The sequence below is a fragment of the Streptococcus oralis genome (assembly GCF_026782125.1).
GTDB classification, from domain to species: Bacteria; Bacillota; Bacilli; order Lactobacillales; family Streptococcaceae; genus Streptococcus; species Streptococcus oralis_CE.
In genome coordinates, this window is sequence record NZ_JAKUVY010000012.1 from 62283 (window position 1) to 83691 (window position 21409).

The 21409-nt window shown below is 38.0% G+C and carries 20 protein-coding genes and 1 pseudogene; all 21 read left to right on the forward strand.

From position 1 onward, the window contains the following. Positions 1-201 precede the first annotated feature (201 nt). The 21 genes and pseudogenes from rbfA (at position 202) to MK385_RS09680 (ending at position 21347) form a co-directional block, all read left to right on the forward strand. Positions 202-552, forward strand: coding sequence for a 30S ribosome-binding factor RbfA (rbfA, locus tag MK385_RS09580; RefSeq protein WP_070460202.1), 351 nt, complete (start codon positions 202-204; stop codon positions 550-552). A gap of 150 nt (positions 553-702) precedes the next feature. After that, complete coding sequence (locus MK385_RS09585) at positions 703-1482, forward strand: hypothetical protein (protein WP_049550480.1); 780 nt, start codon at positions 703-705, stop codon at positions 1480-1482. Position 1483: 1 nt separating this feature from the next. Continuing rightward, positions 1484-1666 (forward strand): hypothetical protein, encoded by a 183-nt coding sequence (locus MK385_RS09590; RefSeq protein ID WP_268725945.1) that lies wholly within the window; start codon positions 1484-1486, stop codon positions 1664-1666. A 261-nt stretch (positions 1667-1927) separates the two neighbouring features. Further along, complete coding sequence (locus MK385_RS09595) at positions 1928-2161, forward strand: DUF1858 domain-containing protein (protein WP_000368739.1); 234 nt, start codon at positions 1928-1930, stop codon at positions 2159-2161. Beyond that, positions 2161-3495: a DUF438 domain-containing protein gene (locus tag MK385_RS09600; protein ID WP_247929979.1), complete on the forward strand. Its 1335-nt coding sequence runs from the start codon at positions 2161-2163 to the stop codon at positions 3493-3495. The genes MK385_RS09595 and MK385_RS09600 overlap by 1 nt, the downstream gene beginning before the upstream one ends. A 9-nt stretch (positions 3496-3504) precedes the next feature. After that, on the forward strand, positions 3505-3759 hold the full coding sequence (locus tag MK385_RS09605; protein ID WP_000119707.1) for a DUF1912 family protein: 255 nt from the start codon (positions 3505-3507) through the stop codon (positions 3757-3759). Between the two features lie 97 nt (positions 3760-3856). Then, positions 3857-4252 carry a helix-hairpin-helix domain-containing protein gene (locus tag MK385_RS09610; protein ID WP_000038703.1) on the forward strand — a complete coding sequence of 132 codons (396 nt, stop codon included), beginning with the start codon at positions 3857-3859 and terminating at the stop codon, positions 4250-4252. Positions 4253-4532: 280 nt separating this feature from the next. Beyond that, entirely contained in the window at positions 4533-5093 is a 561-nt protein-coding gene (locus MK385_RS09615; RefSeq protein ID WP_000196174.1) for a GNAT family N-acetyltransferase, read from the forward strand. 45 nt (positions 5094-5138) lie between these two features. After that, positions 5139-8156, forward strand: a complete 3018-nt coding sequence (locus MK385_RS09620) for a DEAD/DEAH box helicase (RefSeq protein ID WP_268725946.1) — start codon at positions 5139-5141, stop codon at positions 8154-8156. Positions 8157-8169: 13 nt separating this feature from the next. Further along, the gene (locus MK385_RS09625) at positions 8170-10821 is read left to right on the forward strand and encodes a valine--tRNA ligase (protein ID WP_268725947.1); all 2652 of its coding nucleotides are present in this window, start codon (positions 8170-8172) and stop codon (positions 10819-10821) included. A gap of 91 nt (positions 10822-10912) precedes the next feature. After that, positions 10913-13042, forward strand: a complete 2130-nt coding sequence (locus MK385_RS09630) for an ATP-dependent nuclease (protein WP_247931524.1) — start codon at positions 10913-10915, stop codon at positions 13040-13042. Then, positions 13009-14169 (forward strand): UvrD-helicase domain-containing protein, encoded by a 1161-nt coding sequence (locus MK385_RS09635; protein ID WP_268725948.1) that lies wholly within the window; start codon positions 13009-13011, stop codon positions 14167-14169. The genes MK385_RS09630 and MK385_RS09635 overlap by 34 nt, the downstream gene beginning before the upstream one ends. Positions 14170-14197: 28 nt before the next feature. Then, the gene (locus tag MK385_RS09640; RefSeq protein ID WP_061853091.1) at positions 14198-14980 is read left to right on the forward strand and encodes a hypothetical protein; all 783 of its coding nucleotides are present in this window, start codon (positions 14198-14200) and stop codon (positions 14978-14980) included. A gap of 91 nt (positions 14981-15071) precedes the next feature. Further along, positions 15072-15260, forward strand: a pseudogene (locus MK385_RS09645) (hypothetical protein); the annotation flags it as partial. A 70-nt stretch (positions 15261-15330) separates the two neighbouring features. Then, on the forward strand, positions 15331-16410 hold the full coding sequence (locus MK385_RS09650; RefSeq protein WP_247931522.1) for a hypothetical protein: 1080 nt from the start codon (positions 15331-15333) through the stop codon (positions 16408-16410). Positions 16411-16678: 268 nt separating this feature from the next. Continuing rightward, positions 16679-17269: a DNA-directed RNA polymerase subunit delta gene (rpoE, locus tag MK385_RS09655; RefSeq protein ID WP_000418415.1), complete on the forward strand. Its 591-nt coding sequence runs from the start codon at positions 16679-16681 to the stop codon at positions 17267-17269. Between the two features lie 316 nt (positions 17270-17585). Next, on the forward strand, positions 17586-19193 hold the full coding sequence (locus MK385_RS09660) for a CTP synthase (protein WP_009730595.1): 1608 nt from the start codon (positions 17586-17588) through the stop codon (positions 19191-19193). 96 nt (positions 19194-19289) lie between these two features. Continuing rightward, positions 19290-19589: a DUF4651 domain-containing protein gene (locus tag MK385_RS09665; protein WP_002879788.1), complete on the forward strand. Its 300-nt coding sequence runs from the start codon at positions 19290-19292 to the stop codon at positions 19587-19589. Beyond that, positions 19586-19903 carry a thioredoxin family protein gene (locus MK385_RS09670; RefSeq protein WP_070800414.1) on the forward strand — a complete coding sequence of 106 codons (318 nt, stop codon included), beginning with the start codon at positions 19586-19588 and terminating at the stop codon, positions 19901-19903. The genes MK385_RS09665 and MK385_RS09670 overlap by 4 nt, the downstream gene beginning before the upstream one ends. 14 nt (positions 19904-19917) lie before the next feature. Next, positions 19918-20544, forward strand: coding sequence for a YtpR family tRNA-binding protein (ytpR, locus tag MK385_RS09675; protein ID WP_125398213.1), 627 nt, complete (start codon positions 19918-19920; stop codon positions 20542-20544). Positions 20545-20585: 41 nt separating this feature from the next. Beyond that, positions 20586-21347 carry an SDR family NAD(P)-dependent oxidoreductase gene (locus MK385_RS09680; RefSeq protein ID WP_084921627.1) on the forward strand — a complete coding sequence of 254 codons (762 nt, stop codon included), beginning with the start codon at positions 20586-20588 and terminating at the stop codon, positions 21345-21347. Positions 21348-21409: the final 62 nt, after the last annotated feature.

The following is a 21409-nucleotide window of genomic DNA, read 5'->3' on the forward strand; positions in this document are numbered from 1 at the left end:
TTCATTGCTTATTTTTGAGCCTAGTGTCTCAAAAATCCCCTGTGATAGATCTGCTTTAGCAGTTCAATCACTTTCACCACAGCGAAAGAAGCGAATGAGTTCAAATTGAACTTCGTTTCAATTTGAGCTGAAAATCAATAAGTTTAAAAATAGCTAGGTCTGCTGGCCTAGCTTTTGATTCAATAGAGAGGAAGGAATAGCATGGCAAATCATTTCCGTACGGATCGTGTGGGCATGGAAATCAAGCGTGAAGTCAATGAGATTTTGCAAAAGAAGGTCCGTGATCCGCGTGTCCAAGGTGTGACCATCACAGATGTTCAGATGCTAGGTGACTTGTCTGTAGCCAAGGTTTACTACACCATTTTGAGTAATCTTGCTTCAGATAATCAAAAGGCCCAAATTGGCCTTGAAAAAGCAACCGGAACTATCAAACGTGAGCTTGGTCACAATTTGAAATTGTATAAAATTCCAGACTTGACCTTCGTCAAAGACGAATCCATCGAATATGGAAACAAGATTGACGAAATGTTACGCAATCTGGATAAGAAATAAGAAAGAGGGGGAACCCTCTTTTTTGTTACCAGAGTATGATCATTGCTATTTGACGATGTATCTATCTGATAAAAATCGGTTTAAAAAATTTGTAAATTTCAAATAGTATGATATGATAAAGCTTGATATGAATGAAAAACGGAGAAACATATGGCTAAACAAGATATAGCTATGCAAGTACTGCAACAAGTGGTGAAATTACCCGTGGTCAAAGTTGATCGAGAGAAATTTTTAGTAGAAAAGTTTTCAAAGGAATTAGACCGTAAGGATATTGCAACCTTATTAGAACAAGGGCCGACTTCTTTGTTACCTCAGGAAAGCTTGGACCGAGTGGCAAAGGCCTGTATTAAGGACAATGTATTGCTGGCCAGCGGCACTTCGGTATTGGCAGGTCTACCTGGAGGTCTTGCCATGGCGATCACCATTCCAACAGATGTAGCCCAGTTTTACGCTTTCTCATTAAAACTAGCTCAGGAACTAGGGTATATTTACGGATTTGATGATCTTTGGGCATCGCGCAATGAGTTAAGCGAGGAAGCTAAAAACACACTCCTACTGTATCTCGGTGTGATGCTGGGAGTAAATGGTGCAGGTGCTCTGCTTCGATCAGGTGGTGTGACAGTAGCCAAGCAAGTCATAAAAGTAGTGAACAAGAAAGCTTTGACAAAGACGCTCTGGTATCCTATTTTAGAGAAAATTTTGAAAATTTTTGGTGTTAATCTGACAAAAGGAGGCCTAGCCAAAGGGATGGGGAAAGTGATCCCTATCCTAGGTGGAGTCATTTCTGGTGGCTTAACCTTTGCGACCATGAAACCGATGGGAGAAAGATTGCAACAGGAATTGTCCAAGCTAGTCAACTACAATGAAGTGCAATATCAAAGAGACGTTGATACTATTCGAAAAGAGGTCGAAATCATCGAAGGAGAGTAATATGGGATTCATTAAAATTCTAGCCAAGACTTACGGGAATTACTTTTTTACAATGCAAGGTTTAAAAGTGATGAAAACAATGAAAAAAGATGACAATCTTGTTGTTGGTCTAGGGAAGTTATTTCTTGTAGATAAGTTAATGGATACGGCTCACTGGCTCGTAAAACCAGATGATAAGGAATAACTTGAAATGAAAGAAACTAGCAGGAACTCCGCTGCTAGTTTTTTAATCTCTTCCCATGTGGTATAATATAAGCAGTAAAATCATTTTATACTCTTCGAAAATCTCTTCAAACCACGTCAGCTTCACCTTGCCGTAGGTATGGTTACTGACTTCGTCAGTTCTATCCACAACCTCAAAACACTGTTTTGAGCAACCTGCGGCTAGCTTCCTAGTTTGCTCTTTGATTTTCATTGAGTATTAGAACATACAATGGAGGTCGTCATGGACAATATCATCGATGTGTCAATACCCGTTGCAGAAGTGGTAGACAAGCACCCAGAAGTTTTGGAAATCCTAGTGGAGCTCGGTTTTAAACCACTTGCTAATCCCTTGATGCGCAATACAGTCGGTCGCAAAGTATCGCTTAAGCAGGGTTCTAAACTCGAAGGAACGCCTATGGACAAGATTGTCCGCACGCTAGAAGCGAATGGCTACGAAGTGATTGGATTAGACTAATGGCAGATGAACGGATTCATATCCTACGGGATATTTTGTTAGAATTGCACAATGGTGCCTCTCCTGAGTCAGTTCAGGAGCGTTTTGATGCGACTTTTACGGGTGTTTCAGCCATCGAGATTTCCCTCATGGAGCACGAGCTGATGAACTCAGACTCAGGTGTTACCTTTGAAGATGTCATGGAGCTCTGTGATGTCCATGCCAATCTTTTTAAAAATGCTGTTAAGGGCGTCGAAGTGGAGGATACTGAACACCCTGGCCACCCAGTTCGCGTCTTCAAGGATGAAAATCTGGCTCTCCGTGCAGCTTTGATTCGCATTCGGAGACTGTTGGATACCTATGAGTCTATGGAAGATGAGGAAATGCTGGCAGAGATGCGCAAGGGCTTGGTCCGTCAAATGGGGCTGTTGGGGCAATTTGACATCCACTACCAGCGCAAGGAAGAGCTCTTTTTCCCCATCATGGAGCGCTATGGTCACGATTCACCCCCAAAAGTTATGTGGGGAGTGGATGATCAGATCAGAGAACTCTTTCAAACAGCTTTAACGACAGCCAAGTCACTACCTGAAGTGGCGATTTCCACTGTAAAGGAGGCCTTTGAAGCTTTTGCGACAGAGTTTGAAAGTATGATTTTCAAGGAAGAGTCCATCCTTCTCATGATTCTCCTTGAGTCTTTCACCCAGGATGATTGGCTTCAGATTGCGGAGGAGAGCGATGCTTACGGCTATGCCATCGTCCGTCCGTCTGAGAAATGGGTTCCAGAACGCCAGAGTTTCCTTGAGGAAAAGAGTGCAGAGGAACCTGTTCAACTAGACACGGCAGAAGGTCAAGTTCAGCAAGTTATCGATACACCAGAAGGCCAGTTCACCATTACCTTTACCCCTAAGGAAAAGGAAGCAGTGCTGGACCGCCATAGCCAACAGGCTTTTGGCAATGGCTATCTATCAGTCGAGCAGGCCAACCTCATCCTCAATCACCTCCCTATGGAGATTACTTTTGTCAATAAAGACGATATTTTCCAGTATTACAATGACAATGCGCCAGCTGATGAGATGATTTTCAAACGGACGCCATCTCAAGTCGGACGCAATGTTGAACTCTGTCATCCGCCCAAGTACTTAGACAAGGTGAAGGCTGTTATGCAAGGTCTTCGTGAAGGTAAAAAGGACAAGTATGAAATGTGGTTCAAGTCAGAGTCGCGAGGTAAGTTTGTCCACATCACCTATGCTGCGGTACACGATGAGAACGGAGAATTTCAAGGCGTGCTAGAGTATGTTCAGGATATTCAGCCCTATCGTGAGATTGATACGGACTACTTCCGTGGATTAGAATAAGGAGAAGCAATGAGTTACGAACAAGAATTTATGAAGGAATTTGAAGCCTGGGTCAATACCCAGATCATGATCAACGACATGGCGCACAAGGAAAGTCAAAAAGTCTACGAAGAAGACCAAGACGAGCGTGCTAAAGATGCCATGATTCGCTACGAGAGTCGCTTGGATGCTTATCAGTTTTTGCTTGGTAAGTTTGAAAACTTCAAAGCAGGCAAGGGATTTCATGATCTGCCAGAAGGCTTGTTTGGTGAGCGAAACTATTAAAATACAGATACTTTCTTGATTTTTTCCCAAAATCTTGATAGAATATCTTTATTAAATCCTTGTCAGAGCAGGGATTTTTTATTGAAAGGATTTTATCATGTCAAAGAAACTCCAACGTAAAAAACAATTGCGAAATAGCCTTCGTCGCTCAGGTGCATTTTCAAGTACGGTGACCAAGGTTGTCGAAGAGACTAAGAAAGTCGTGAAACATGCAGAAAAATCTGCCAGCCAAGCAGGAAAAGTTGTCTCTAAAAAAGTGGAACAAGCAGTAGAAGCGACCAAGGAACAAGCTCAAAAAGTGGCGAATTCAGTAGAAGATTTCGCAGCTACTTTGGGTGGCCTCTCAGTAGATCGCGCTAAGACTTTCTATGATGAAGGCATCAAGTCAGCTTCTGACTTCAAAAACTGGACAGAAAAAGAACTCCTTGCCTTGAAAGGAATCGGCCCAGCTACCATCAAGAAATTAAAAGAGCACGGAATCAGCTTCAAGTAATTTTTCTTGTCCCTTGCATTTCCGTCAAAAACTTGCTACAATAGAGCCATTAGAGGTGTTTTGAGTCTCACATTTTACAGAAAGTGGCGGTGCTGAGAAGTCCACAAATGTGTCAAAACTGGTTGCTGATGGATGAAAAATGAAATAATATTGTCTTTTTATTATAAAGACGAGAGTTGCGGGCGTCTCTGCCCGAAATTGGGTGGTACCGCGGATAAACACATTCGTCCCTGTCATGGATATGGCAGGGGCGATTTTTTGTAGAAAGAGAGGTAGAAGGATGACAAGAGCAGAGTTGCCAGAACGAATAGAGACCGAGCGTCTGGTCTTGCGAGTCCGTACCGTGGCTGATGTTGTGGATATCTTTGACTATGCCAGTAGGTCAGAAGTTTCCTACCCAGCAGGCTTTCCGCCCGTCAAGAGCTTGGAAGATGAGATTTATTATCTAGAGCATATTCTGCCCGAGCGTAATGAAAAGAACAATCTCCCAGCGGGCTATGGAATTGTCGCTAAAGGAACCGATAAGGTCATCGGCTCTGTTGATTTCCCTCGTCGTCACGAGGATGATGTCTTGGAGATTGGCTATATCTTAAATCCAGACCATTGGGGTCTAGGTTATGTTCCAGAAGCAGCGCGTGCCTTGATTGACCTAGCTTTTAAAGAATTGAATCTGCATAAGATTGAACTGACTTGCTTTGGTTATAACCTTCAAAGTCAACGAGTTGCAGAGAAACTTGGCTTTACCCTTGAAGCTCGCATAAGAGACCGCAAAGATGCCCAAGGCAACCGTTGTGACAGTCTGATATATGGCTTGCTGAGGAGTGAGTGGGAGAGTTTTTAATGAGTAAGATATATTCTTGTTTTTATATGCTTTAAGGGAGACATGATGAGAAGTAGTCATAATCAAATATTAGATGCTTGGATTACAGTAGAACAATTATCAGAAGGGAATATTGAAAAAAGTGATTCTAAGTATAAGATTTTTCAAGGTGATGATTATCAATCAATATTAAAAGATTTTTTTAAACGTCAAAAATTAAAATCCAGTTCAGGGATTGCTGTTTATTGTGGAATTTTCCCTTTTCGAAAAATTATTGAAGTGTTAAGAGGCAAATACAATTTAAAGGCGACGGAGGAAGAATTGGGAAGAGCTTCTTATAAATTTACTTTTGCTCTATACTTTGATAAAGATTTGAAGTTCTTAGCTGATAAGTTTTTTTTAACCATGAGTGGGCAAATTTTCAAAAATGGGGAATTGCCTAAAGATTTCTTAATAGCAGAAAATGAGCTTCGAGAACAGTTAGGTCAGGCGTTTCTTGATGGAGAGTTCAATGAAGTTTTTAGTAAACTTCTCAAAAAGTATGAGATTTCACCAAGTGATTGCAGATATTATTTTGTTAAGAATTTTGCTGACGAAATAAATTTACATTCATTTTTTCTAAAGGATTTGAAATATGCAAAATCAATTTATAATGAAAATCTCAATCGTTATTTATCAGGATTCGATTCTGTAAGGGTTAATCTGGACGGCAATAAAGAATCATCCTATTTTAATCCCAAAGATTTAGAAACTATACTTGAACCGAAAAATTATCCATTAGGAAGATTTCCTAGTAACCCTAAATATGCTCTTTCCATGATGCAACAAGTAGCTGTAAATTTAGCTTCGAATGTGGATGAAGATATGAGAAGTGTCAATGGTCCTCCGGGGACTGGTAAAACGACACTTTTAAAAGATATTTTTGCAGATTTGGTAACGGAACAGGCGAGAATTATTAGTGAATTATCGGCTCCTAAGCTTAAAGGGAATCTAGTTTGTCATGACAAACTAGATCTTATTGCAAAATTACCAAAAGAAATTGCAGAAAAAGGAATCGTAGTTGCAAGTTCTAATAATGGTGCTGTTAAAAATATTGTTAATGAATTACCCCAAGGAAAAGAAATTTATCAGAAATTAAATTGGTTAGATGAATTAAAGAAAATTGATTATTTTGCTGAAATCAGTAATGATTTATTGTTAGAAGATGAAGATGTTTCTAACGACAAAAAATATTGGGGATTGTTTTCGATAGAAGGTGGAAAAAAACAGAATAGAGACCGTCTGCAAAATGTTTTAAAAGCAATACGACAAGAGTTGAATTCGGATAAATTTCAATCGAATCCATCAGTATACGAAGAGTTTAAAATTCAATATCAGAAGCTATTTGATAAAAGAGAAAAGATGCAAGATATAGCAGATAAGATTCGATTGCATGTAAAATTGAAAAATGCTTACCAACAGGTTGAGATAGAGTTTCATCAGGATGATGCCCAAAGACGTTCAGAACTATCTAAAATACGGGATAAACATATTCAATTAGAAAATAGTAAAAAGGAAATAGAATCTGAGCTGTTTGAGCATGAGCGTCTTATTTCTATGTTAAATGTTAACAAACAGATAGCAGCACAAGATGTTGAGTTGATAAAATTACAAGCTCCACGTTTCTTATGGTTAAAAAGACTTTTCACACCATCGAAATTAGATACTTATTTTACGAGATTGAATCAAGCGAATGAAAGTCTAAAAGCAGAACTGAAGAAAGTACATGATGAAAGTCAATATTGCCACGGTTTGCAAAAAGAGATAAAAATGCATGAACTTGAATTAAATCAATTGAGTCAAAGGCAACAGAGGTATAATGAATGGAAATCTAAACAAGAAGATAAATTAATTCGTCATCAGGAAAAAATTTTGAAATTACAATCGGAACTTGCTACATACCCTGTTAAAAAGTTGAATTTTTCTGTTCCATATGAAGAACTACAAGTATCAAATTTTTGGTTTGATGATGACTATCGAGAAGAGCAGAGTCGTTTGTTTATTAAAGCACTGGCAGTTAGGAAGCAATTTATATATGACAATAAAAAGCATTTTGAAAAAGCATTATGGATTTGGGAGAAGCCTCAAAACTATTCAATGAGAGATAATGCTAGTGATTTATATAAAGCTGCGTGGAATTGGGTCAATTTCACTGTTCCAGTTATTAGTACAACTTTTGCAAGCTTTAATTCCATGTTTCGGTGTTTGCCTGAAAATAGTATCGGTAATGTATTTATTGATGAAGCGGGTCAGGCATTACCTCAAGCAAGTGTGGGGGCTATTTTTAGAAGTAAGCATATTATGGCTGTTGGGGATCCTTCTCAAATACAACCAGTACAGACTATGGATAAAAATATTTTAGGATTTTTAGCACAGCACCACAAGATAGCCTCTAAATATCTTGTGTCATCAACGCAAGAATTGATGGATTCTGCTAGTAGATATGGTTTTAAAAAACAAGATGGGACATGGATAGGACTTCCTCTCTGGGTTCATCGTCGTTCTAGTGATCCGATGTTCAGTATTTCCAATAAAATTTCTTATGATAATTTAATGGTTCAAGGAAAGGAAGAAGCTCGAGGTCTGGGAGAATGGTTTGACGTTGGTGGAGGTGCTAAGGATAAATTTGTTCCTGAGCAAGCTGATTATTTGAAAGAAGAGTTGCAGAAAAGACATGAGGAATTTGATGATATTTATGTCATTACTCCTTTTAAAAATGTATCGGTTCAACTAGCAAAAGAACTAGATAAAATCGGTTTCACAAAGCGGGAGAATGGAAAACCTATAAATGTAGGGACGGTACATACTTTCCAAGGAAAAGAAAATAAGATTGTATATTTTGTGCTTGGAGCAGATAATATGAGTGAGGGGGCTGCTCGCTGGGCTGTCTCTGAACCCAATATTTTAAACGTTGCAGCGACTAGAGCTAAAGAAGAGTTTTATATTATTGGGAATAAATCTCTTTACAAAGCCACACAGAGCCCTATTATAAGAGATACTATTGACATTTTAGATTCTTATCAAAGTAGCTTAGAAATTAACTAGAAAGGACAAACACATGTCTAAAGAACTTTCACCTAAATACAATCCAGCCGAGGTTGAGGCTGGTCGTTACCAAAAATGGCTTGATGCTGATGTTTTCAAGCCTTCAGGCGATCAAAAGGCTAAGCCTTATTCAATCGTGATTCCACCACCAAACGTAACTGGGAAACTCCACCTTGGTCACGCTTGGGATACGACTTTGCAAGATATCATCATCCGTCAGAAACGCATGCAAGGTTTTGATACGCTTTGGCTTCCAGGGATGGACCACGCTGGGATTGCGACTCAAGCTAAGGTTGAGGAGCGCTTGCGTGGTGAGGGCATTACGCGTTATGACCTGGGTCGTGAAAAATTCCTCGATAAGGTCTGGGAATGGAAAGACGAATATGCCACTACTATCAAGGAACAATGGGGCAAGATGGGGCTCTCTGTAGACTACTCTCGTGAGCGTTTCACTCTTGACGAAGGTTTGTCTAAAGCCGTTCGTAAGGTCTTTGTGGACCTATACAAGAAAGGTTGGATCTACCGTGGTGAGTTTATCATCAACTGGGACCCAGCAGCTCGCACAGCCCTTTCTGATATCGAGGTAATCCACAAGGACGTTGAAGGTGCCTTCTACCACATGAACTATATGCTAGAAGATGGTTCACGCGCCCTTGAAGTGGCGACAACTCGTCCTGAGACCATGTTTGGGGACGTTGCCGTTGCGGTCAATCCAGAAGACCCACGCTACAAGGACTTGATTGGACAAAATGTCATCCTTCCAATCGCTAATAAATTGATTCCAATCGTTGGGGATGAGCACGCAGATCCTGAGTTTGGTACAGGTGTCGTGAAAATCACGCCTGCCCACGATCCAAACGACTTCTTGGTTGGTCAACGTCACAACTTGCCACAAGTAAACGTCATGAACGACGACGGAACTATGAATGAGCTTGCCTTCGAATTTGCAGGCATGGACCGTTTTGATGCTCGTAAGGCCGTCGTTGCTAAGTTGGAAGAAATCGGTGCCCTTGTAAAAATCGAAAAACGTGTTCACAGTGTTGGTCACTCAGAGCGTACAGGTGTTGTGGTTGAGCCACGCTTATCTACGCAATGGTTCGTCAAGATGGACCAATTGTCGAAAAATGCCATTGCCAACCAAGATACAGAGGACAAGGTAGAATTCTACCCACCTCGTTTCAATGATACCTTCCTTCAATGGATGGAAAATGTCCACGACTGGGTAATCTCTCGTCAGCTCTGGTGGGGTCACCAAATCCCTGCTTGGTACAATGCTGAGGGTGAAATATATGTCGGCGAAGAAGCTCCAGAAGGTGACGGTTGGACTCAGGACGAAGACGTCTTGGATACGTGGTTCAGTTCGGCTCTTTGGCCATTCTCAACCATGGGCTGGCCGGATGTCGACTCAGAAGACTTTAAACGTTATTATCCAACATCAACTTTGGTGACTGGTTATGATATTATTCCGTTCTGGGTGTCTCGGATGATTTTCCAAGGTTTGGAATTTACTGGCAAGTCGCCATTCAAAAATGCCTTGATTCATGGTCTCATTCGTGATGAGCAAGGACGCAAGATGTCGAAATCTCTCGGTAACGGGATTGATCCAATGGATGTTATTGATAAGTACGGAACAGATAGCCTTCGTTGGTTCCTTTCAAACGGTTCTGCACCAGGGCAAGACGTGCGCTTCTCTTACGAGAAAATGGATGCCTCTTGGAACTTCATTAACAAGATCTGGAACATCTCTCGCTACATTCTCATGAACAATGAAGGCTTGACCCTTAAGCAAGCAACTGCCAATGTTGAAAAAGTTGCCAATAAGGAATCTGGAAATGTCACAGACCGCTGGATTCTCCACAACCTCAATGAAACGATCGGCAAAGTTACTGAAAACTTTGATAAATTTGAGTTTGGTGTCGCTGGCCACATCCTCTACAACTTCATCTGGGACGAGTTTGCGGACTGGTATGTTGAGTTGACCAAGGAAGTCCTTTATAGCGATAACGAAGAAGAGAAAGTCATCACACGTTCTGTTCTCCTTTACACTTTGGACAAGATCCTTCGTCTCCTTCACCCAATTATGCCATTCGTGACAGAGGAAATCTTTGGACAAATCTCAGAAGGCTCTATCGTTACAGCGGAATACCCAACTGTTAACCCAGCCTTTGAAGACCTTGCTGCCCACACTGGTGTCGAAAGCCTCAAAGACTTGATCCGTGCTGTTCGTAATGCGCGTGCGGAAGTTAACGTAGCACCAAGCAAGCCTATCACAATCCTTGTTAAGACAAGCGATAGCGACTTAGAAGCCTTCTTTAACAGTAATGTCAACTACATCAAACGCTTCACAAATCCAGAACACTTGGAAATCGCATCAACCATCCCTGCACCTGAACTCGCAATGTCAAGCGTCATCACAGGAGCAGAACTCTACCTGCCACTGGCAGACCTCCTCAATGTCGAAGAAGAACTGGCTCGTCTTGATAAGGAACTAGCTAAATGGCAAAAAGAACTGGATATGGTCGGCAAGAAGCTCTCTAACGAACGCTTCGTAGCCAATGCCAAACCAGAAGTCGTCCAAAAAGAACGCGACAAACAAGCCGACTACCAAGCTAAGTACGACGCGACCGTCGCACGTATTGATGAGATGAAGAAATTGGTGAAATAAACACAGAAAGATAAACCTAAATATTATGATTTAGGTTTATCTTTCAACATTTTTTGATAACGCTTACTTTTTGATAAAAGGAAAAATTTTTATGAGAATTGATAAAATTACTATCGAGGGATATAGACGCTTTAATAAGAGTGCAATAAATTTAAATCATGGAAATTTTGCTATTTTAGCAGGAGCTAACAATAGTGGAAAAACTTCTCTGATTCAGTTGCTAGACATTATTTTTAATAATAAAACAAGAAAATCAGAGGGTTTTAAAGATTTTTCTATCACATTAAAATCCCTGTTGGATAACAGAGTCAAGGAATTAGATTTTTCCTCAGATTTTAATGACGAAAAGTTCATTGAATTTATAGATTATATTAATGAACAAATAAAAATAAAAGTTCAATTTGAATTGTCCTATGACTTGGAAGAATCAATTGGTTTATTTGCAAACTACCTCATGGATCTTGATGATGATAAGCGGAATTTTTATTTTGAATACAATTATAAACTCAATGCAGAGGCAATAAAAGAAGAATTTGTTAAACAAGATACCAAATCAGCTACAATACTTCAAGAAATCATAGAACAAAATACAGAAAGTATTTATTTTTATGCTGATAAGGATTTCAATAATAAGAAAATTATTGAATATAAAGATTTTAAAAAATTATTCCATTTTGAATATATATCTGCTGATAGAGAACTAGATGATGAAAATCTTAAAAATAAAAAGATAACTACATCAATTATTTCATCATCCGATTCTACTAACCGTGATTCTGTATGGGATAGTAAATTTAATGAATTGAAAAATAAAATAGCTAATGATTTGGCTGAATCAGAAATTGATTCTAGTTTTCAAAACGAAACACAAAATATTTTATCTGACTTAAAAGATAGTCTAGATAATGTATCAAAAAATGAAATTGAAGCTTTAGAAGCGAAATTTCATTTTAACGAAAAGAACTTATTGAACTTGATTAAGGATAGTTTATTAATTAATTATTCACATAGTACTGATGATTTTTTGTTTAATTTAACTGAAGAATCCCAAGGTCTTGGTATTAGTAATTTGATTTATATGAGTCTTCAAATTGATAGATTTAGTAGAACTATTCAACCAAATACTGTAAATTTATTTGTTATAGAAGAACCTGAAGCACATATGCATATACAAATGCAGAAAGTGCTAGTTAGTTATATTGAAACGATTTTTAGTAGCAAAAAAAATCTACAGGGGATTATTACAACTCATTCCACTGAAATTGTGAAAAATGTAGATGTTAATGATATAAAGGTAATTCGTTCAGAAAAAAACTTTATGAATCGTATTGTTGATTTACATCAATTTATTAACAATAATGGAGAAAAAGAATTTTATGAAACATTCTTTAAGCTAAATTTCGCAGATTTAATTTTTTCAGATGCTGTTATTTTTTATGAAGGAGATGCAGAGCGAATGTATTTTGAAAGTTTGATTAATAGAAAAAATTCAAAGTACAGTAATTTAGCTCGTCAATATTTAAGTTATTGTCAATGTGGTGGTGCTTATGCACATAAATATTTTCCACTATTAAATGAATTGAGAATGATGGCCTGTGTCTTTACTGATATTGATTACGATAAAGAAAGAGAGGAATTAGAGGGAATAGATAGTGATAAATCTTCTAATACGACTTTAAATTCAATATTACCTGCTGACAATAAAGATGTTGCCGGCATTTATCAACAACAAAGTCAAGATAGAGAAAAGAATATAGAAATTTTTACCCAAACAGATAAAGATGGATATGCTAGAACATTAGAAGATGCTTTATTATATAAAATGATTTCTCCAACAGAGGAAATAGAAAGTGTGTTTGAAAAATTTAACAAATCGGAGTGGGACAAATTTAATGAATCTTTTGAATTGAGACTACCTAAAATTACTTCTGGTAAAGAGTGTAGCATGAAGAGAGAGGAAATATATAATAGATTAGATATATCAAAAGAAAATAGGAAAATTGACTATCTGAGAGATAACCATCCTGAAGAGTATGCTGAGTATGAGGAATTCAAAGAAAATTGTGAACCAAAACGTTCAATAAGGGATTTAGTTTCAATTATTGATAAAACAAATCTAATGTACTCAATTATTTTTAAAGATAAAGTAATTGAAGTGTTGCCTAATTATATCGAGGAGGGATTAACGTGGCTCAACAACAAAATAACTTCTACAATATAAATGCTCCTGCTGGAAGTGGCAAAACTTACTTTATTAGTAAAACTATTAATGGAATTTTAAATAATGAACCATTTGTTAAAATTTTGTGTATTACCTATACTAATAGAGCTTCAGAGGTAATGCAGAAAAGAATTATTTCTCCAAATGTTGAAATATCAACTATTCATAGTTTTTTAAACGATTTTTTAAAGCCGTTCTTTAGTAACGATAAAATTATAAATTTTTATTTTGAAATTTATAAAGAAGAAATTAAAACTACACTCGATAACAGTGGGACATTAGTAGAACGGTATAAGGAAAGATTTTCAGTAGATGGCGATGTTTCTGAAGAAATAATAAAATCAAATTTGAAAATTTATTACAATGAGCGTCAGAGTTCTTTTGTGTTAGATGGAGGTTTATCTCATGACGATTTATTATACTTTTCATTTAAGTTAATAGAAAGATTTCCTAAAATTGGTTTTAAATTGCGTGAAATGTATAATTACATTTTCATAGATGAAGTTCAAGATACAAGTACAGAAGTTTTGAGGTTTTTTTATAATTCTGCTAGGGGCAGTTCAACAAAAGTATATTTTCTTGGGGATAAAATGCAAGAAATTTATAACAAATATGATGGTTCATTTGAAAGTGAATTTGGTGAATTTGATAGTAGCCTCTCTCAAACCTTTACCACAAATTATCGCTCTTCTAAAGAAATAGTTGATCTGTTAAATCATTTATACTTATCTGTTTCTAGGGTTCCACAGAACTCTTATATAGGTAAAAAAGGTCAATTACCTCAATTGGTCTCTACAGATAATATTGAGACGTATTTATCTAATAATAGCGAAGTTTACAAGAAGTTTTATAAATTAAGAACTGTTAATAGTAAGAGGTTCGATAACATTAATAATAGTGGGAAATCTGCTGAAGAAATCTATAAAAAATATCAGAAAATATACCCTAATAATGGTCGTATTAGTGTAATGGATGTTCTGGTTAACAGTAACTATGATGAAAATCCTGATGAGCTAATGTCTTTTCTAAGTTTGCTATTTCAAGTATTGAGTGAATATCATAATAAAAATTATGGCGAAATGATACGACTATTAAAAAATAGTAAAAAAAAACTTACCTTTTGGTAAATCTATTTCAGTTTTTGATAGTAGCCTTTTGAAAATTGAATTTCATGAGGATAAGGTAAAGCTGAAAGAAAAAATGGATGTCTTTGTTAGGCTTCTGAAATCTAAGGAACCTTTAGGAATTGTAATCCAAGAATTGGTAACTAAAAAAGTTATTGGTAATGACTTTTATAAATTTATATTTTTATATGACAAAAACGGAGATTTTCTTTATACTGATTTATTTTGCTCTTCAATTGAATTATTTAAACTAATAGATGTATATAATAGAAACCCTATGGTGTCAACACAACATGGGGTTAAAGGAGAAGGACATAAAAAGATATTATTTGTAGCTGAAAATTCAAATAATCCAGGTATCAAGATATATGAGTTTCTGAACCTGTTTGCATGTTTTTATACTCAAAATAAATTTAATTTTGATAGTTTTCAACAGTTTTATTATGATTTTAATCGTGATATTTTATCACTAGAAGAGAAACTAGAAAAAAAAATAAGTAAAATTAAAGCAGGGGATAGAAAACAATACTTTGATGATTTTCAAAATATCTATAACAAGTATTTAGATAATGAATACTTTAAATTTATCTGCTTGAATCAAAATACGCTTCAATTTCAAGAGAAAACTTGTCTCGCGGATATGAAAATTATATTTAACAATAATACGGTTAGATCTGTTTTAACAGCTTACAAACTTTTTTATGTTGGTTGCTCCCGAGCTGAAGAAGAATTAATAGTATTGATTGATGCAAATCAAATTGACAATATGGAGGAATTTAAGAATTGTTTCAAACAAATTGGGTTTCAGATATAAATAAATACAAATCTGAAATTCGAATTTTTAATGGGTGTGTAGAAATTAATATTACATGATTCAAAAATGTGGAATTATAGATATACCTCAGTTAGTAGATATCCTCAATGTTAAAGATGAACTGGCCTGTCTCGATAAGAAACTACTCTCTAACGAACGCTTCGTAGCCAATACCAAACCAGAAGTCTTCCAAAAAGAACGCGACAAACAAGCCGACTATCAAGCTAAGTACGACGCGACCGTAGCGCGTATTGATGAGATGAAGAAACTCGTGAAATAAACACAGAAACACGGCTAGATGCCGTGTTTTTCTGGTATAATGAATATACAGATTCAAAGGAGAAATAACAGTGTTAACATCAGATGGAAATGAACAAGTATTAATAGGATTGTTATCAAACATTTATTTTTGGATATTTTCAATATCGATATCATCTATATTCTTGCTTTTTAAAAAGTATATCTATACTAGATTTCAAAAAATAAAAATTAAAAAAATTGATATCAGAAATGTTCCTAAATTCATTAGTGGGAATCAAATACCTGTTTATCCTGACTCAAATGATTTTATAAATTATGTAGAAAATGAACTTGTTATTAAAAATCCAAAAGATGAATTACTAATACATGAATTGGTGATTGACGACATCGAGGTTCTTGATTACTCTTATGAAGATACGATTGTACAAAAAGGTTTCGATTCCCCAAATCAAAGAGTAGACTTTGTGATGTTTAATAATGGGAATAAGTGTAGTAATCAAGTAGACTATCAGTTATTTTGTTGGTACTTGAACAGAGATAGCAATGAGAAAATACTAATTTTTGAAGATGAATCAAAAATTAAGAATTTACAAGGAGGTGATATAAAAAAAATATTTTCTATAGACCTAACAGATTATACTATAAGCCAACACTTTTCTGATGATTTCCCAGATTGTAAACAGTTGGTAAAATTGGAATTAATAAACAAGTTTACGAAAACAGTTGAAAGTGAAATTGAAATTCCTTATGTGTCATCTGGGAAATGCTTTTGTAGAAATATGGGAGGAGGTACAGTTCCGATTGATAGAACCATAATTCCGATTGTAGAATTGGTGTCCCCATATAAGCAAAAATGTTATAAATTCACAATTAATCATATGTTGTCAAAGGGTGAAAATACATTTCGGTTTAATATTTTAGTAGATGCTCCTATTTCACTAAGCTATCGAGTGAAAATCTTAAGTAATAAAAAAGAATTAGCCGTATATAGTCAAAAGCCGTTTTTCATAAAATTCCCAAAATATCAATTTGCTTACTCTACTAACGAAAACATCTCCTATTATTTAATTAAAAACGGTTTAGATGAGAGTGATTTTGAAGATGTTGAATTAAGAGAACCGTCACTAATTAATACAGTCAATGGTATTAAGCAAGAGTTTAATCTATAAAATAGTATTTATTTTTTTATTCATGTTATACTAGAAAAATCAATATTTTAGAAATCATCTTACCACATAAAAAACTCAGTCAATTTGTTCTTAAAACTCCACCAAGCGATGCCATTGGCTGGGTAGCAAAGAAATAAAAAGTCCTGCCACTTTCTCCCATTTAACCTTTGACTATTCCGCAAAATTATCGTACAATAAAGAGTACATGATAAAATGAGGTCAGAGTCTGTTCACTCTGGCGATAGTAGTAAAAATGAGGAGAAACGCTTTGGAATTAGAAGTATTTGCTGGGCAAGAAAAAAGTGAACTATCTATGATTGAGGTAGCGCGTGCTATCTTGGAACTTCGTGGTCGCGATCATGAGATGCATTTTAGCGATCTTGTAAACGAAATTCAAAACTACCTTGGAACATCAAACAGCGATATCCGCGAAGCTTTGCCTTTGTTCTACACAGAGTTGAACTTTGACGGTAGCTTCATCTCACTTGGAGACAATAAATGGGGCCTTCGTTCATGGTATGGTGTAGACGAAATCGACGAAGAAATCATCGCTCTTGAAGAAAGTGACGACGATGAAGTAGCTCCAAAAGCTAAGAAAAAACGTGTCAATGCCTTTATGGATGGTGATTCAGATGCCATTGACTACAACGCAGATGATCCAGAAGACGAAGATGCATACGAAGCAGACCCAGCTCTTTCTTATGATGATGAAAATCCAGATGATGAGAAAAATGAAGTGGAAGCTTACGATGCAGAAATCAACGAAATCGCCCCTGATGACTTGGGTGAAGACGTGGATCTCAACGAAGAAGACGACGAGTTTTCTGACGATGACGCTGAAACGAGTGAAGAAGAGTAAAAGACTTCACAGAGGAGATCGTAAGATCTCCTTTTTGTTCCTTGAGCAGGTCATCCGTTTGGATGCGGATTTTTAGTTGGTTTTCTGAAAGTAATCTTCTTATTTTCAGGTTTTACCGATTCGGGTTGACAAATGTTCTGCTTTGAGGTATTATATTGTTCGGGCACCTCTTTTAGAGGTCGGGGCTCTCTAGTTACTAGGGAGCTATTTTTGTTTTTTCAGGAAGTTTTCTTGAAAAGTCGTTATCCATAAGGGTCTTGTTTTCTATGTCCCCTCGTAGTTAACAAGGCCTTGAGCATTTTAGAAAGAGGAATCTATGTCTACGAAATATATTTTTGTAACTGGTGGTGTGGTATCGTCTATTGGGAAAGGGATTGTCGCAGCAAGTCTGGGCCGTCTCTTGAAAAATCGTGGTCTAAAAGTAACCATTCAAAAGTTTGACCCTTATATCAATATCGATCCGGGAACCATGAGTCCTTACCAGCATGGGGAAGTCTTTGTGACAGATGATGGGGCTGAGACAGATTTGGACTTGGGTCACTATGAACGTTTCATCGATATCAATCTTAACAAATATTCCAATGTGACAACTGGTAAAATATACAGTGAAGTTCTTCGTAAAGAACGCCGTGGCGAGTACCTTGGCGCAACTGTCCAAGTCATTCCTCATATCACAGATGCTTTGAAAGAAAAAATCAAGCGTGCTGCTGTAACGACTGACTCTGATGTTATTATCACAGAGGTTGGTGGAACCGTTGGAGATATCGAGTCCTTGCCATTCCTAGAGGCCCTTCGTCAGATGAAGGCAGATGTGGGTGCAGATAACGTCATGTACATCCATACAACCTTGCTTCCTTACCTCAAGGCTGCTGGTGAGATGAAGACCAAGCCTACTCAGCATTCTGTAAAAGAATTGCGTGGTTTGGGAATCCAGCCAAATATGTTGGTCATTCGTACAGAAAAACCAGCTGGTCAAGGCATTAAAAACAAACTAGCTCAGTTTTGTGACGTGGCTCCAGAAGCTGTTATCGAGTCTTTGGATGTCGAACACCTTTACCAAATTCCACTAAATTTGCAGGCACAAGGCATGGACCAAATTGTTTGTGACCATTTGAAATTAGACGCACCAGCAGCGGATATGACAGAATGGTCAGCTATGGTGGACAAGGTCATGAACCTGAAAAAACAAGTTAAAATTTCCCTTGTCGGTAAGTATGTGGAGTTGCAAGATGCCTACATCTCAGTGGTTGAAGCCTTGAAACACTCTGGTTATGCCAACGACGCAGAAGTGAAGATTAATTGGATCAACGCCAATGATGTGACAGCAGAGAATGTAGCAGAGCTCTTGTCGGATACGGACGGAATCATCGTGCCAGGCGGTTTTGGTCAACGTGGTACGGAAGGAAAAATCCAAGCCATCCGCTATGCGCGTGAGAATGATGTTCCAATGTTGGGAGTCTGCTTGGGAATGCAGTTGACTTGTATCGAGTTTGCTCGTCACGTTTTGGGTCTTGAAGGTGCAAATTCTGCAGAACTTGCACCAGATACAAAATACCCTATCATTGATATTATGCGTGACCAGGTTGATGTTGAAGATATGGGTGGAACCCTTCGTTTGGGACTTTATCCATCTAAGTTGAAACGTGGTTCTAAGGCAGCAGCTGCTTACCATAATCAAGAAGTGGTGCAACGCCGTCACCGTCACCGTTATGAGTTTAACAATGCCTTTCGTGAACAGTTTGAGGCAGCAGGTTTTGTCTTCTCAGGAGTTTCTCCAGACAATCGTTTGGTCGAAATTGTGGAAATTCCTGAAAATAAATTCTTTGTGGCTTGTCAGTATCACCCTGAACTTTCCAGCCGTCCAAACCGTCCAGAAGAACTCTACACTGCCTTTGTGACTGCAGCAGTTGAAAATAGTAACTAGTTATCTTCTAACCTCTGAGAATAATCTCAGAGGTTTTTTAATTGCCTTGCTCCTATACGGCTTCCCTATTTGTCCTAGAGCCCTTTTTGTGTTACAATGAATGGTATGAAAGCTAAGAAATTATGGATGACTGGCTTGACTGTGGCTGGTCTAAGTGCCCTTGCTTTGGGGGCTAAAAAAGCAGCAGATAATCACAAGCTCATGAAGACTCAGGAAGAGTTGACCGCTATCGTGCGCGAACTTTTCTCAGATATGGGTGAGATTGCGACTCTCTATGTTCAAGTCTACGAAAGTAGCCTTGAGCGACTTGTCGGAGGAGTCATTTTCGAGGATGGTCGTCACTATACCTTTGTCTATGAAAATGAAGACCTAGTCTATGAGGAGGAAGCCTTATGATTATTCCCAATAGTATAGAAGAACTAGCAGGTTTTGTCGAACAAGATGGCAAGAAGGTCTTCCTTTTTGTGGCAGACTGGTGTGGCGATTGTCGTTATATCTATCCATCCTTGCCAGAGATCGAGGAGACCAATCCAGAGTTCACATTTATTCGAGTGGACCGAGACCAGTACATGGATCTGGCCAAACTCTGGAATGTGTACGGAATTCCTAGTCTTGTTGTGCTAGAAAAGGACAAGGAAATCGGCCGATTTGTCAATCGCGACCGTAAAAGTAAGGAACAAATCAACGATTTTTTAGCTGGACTGAAATAGGAGAAAAGAAAACAATGATTTTTACATATAACAAAGAACATGTTGGCGATGTCCTTATGATCATCGTGAAAAACAGCGGAGATGCCAAACTAGACGTGGAGCGCAAAGGCAAAGTAGCCCGTGTTTTCCTCAAAGATAATGGGGAAACAGTAGCTTGGAATATTTTCGAAGTTTCAAGTTTGTTTGAAATTGCAGAGCGCGGTCAAGTCTTTTTGACAGATGAGCAAGTCGCTCGTTTAAACCAAGAGTTGCGAGCGGAAGGATTTACAGAAGAAATTGTCAATGACAAGGAACCTAAGTTTGTTGTTGGTGAGATTATCGAGATGGTAGCTCATCCAGATAGTGACCACCTCAACATCTGCCAAGTGGCAGTCGCAAGTGACAAGACAGTGCAAATCGTTGCAGGGGCTCCCAATGCGCGTGTGGGGTTGAAAACCATTGTAGCTCTTCCTGGAGCGATGATGCCAAAAGGCAACCTCATTTTCCCAGGCGAACTTCGTGGTGAAAAGAGTTTTGGCATGATGTGTAGTCCTCGTGAATTGCAGCTGCCAAATGCTCCTCAAAAACGAGGGGTTATTGAATTATCAGAAGACCAAGTTGTCGGAACTCCATTTGACCCAGCCAAACACTGGACTGCCTAGGAAGTTGTCAGTATCTGATAGACCAGATAGAAGGAAATAAAATGGCAAAAAATGTAGTGATTACAGGAGCAACATCAGGAATCGGTGAGGCGATTGCGCGTGCTTATCTGGAGCAGGGGGAGAATATCGTTCTAACAGGGCGACGGACAGACAGACTAGAGGCCCTTAAGTCGGAGTTTGCAGAAACTTTTCCAAATCAAACAGTTTGGACTTTTCCACTGGATGTCACGGATATGACCATGGTCAAGACGGTCTGCTCCGATATTTTGGAAACGATAGGTCAGATTGATATCTTGGTCAATAACGCTGGACTAGCTCTTGGCTTGGCTCCCTATCAAGACTACGAAGAATTGGATATGCTGACCATGTTGGATACCAATGTCAAGGGGTTGATGGCAGTTACTCGCTGTTTCTTGCCAGAAATGGTAAAAGCCAATCAGGGACATATTATCAATATGGGATCGACCGCAGGAATCTATGCCTATGCTGGGGCAGCTGTTTACTCAGCCACCAAGGCAGCAGTTAAGACTTTTTCAGATGGTCTGCGAATTGATACCATCGCAACGGATATCAAGGTAACTACCATTCAGCCAGGGATCGTCGAAACAGATTTTTCTACAGTACGTTTTCATGGTGACAAAGAGCGGGCTGCCACCGTCTATCAGGGAATTGAGGCCTTGCAAGCTCAAGATATTGCAGATACAGTTGTCTATGTGACCAGTCAGCCTCGCCGTGTGCAGATTACAGATATGACCATTATGGCCAATCAACAGGCGACAGGTTTCATGGTGCATAAAAAATAAAAAATTTCTTCGAAAAGTTACAAATTTCTGTAACTTTTTTTGATTCCTTGCGAATAGATAAG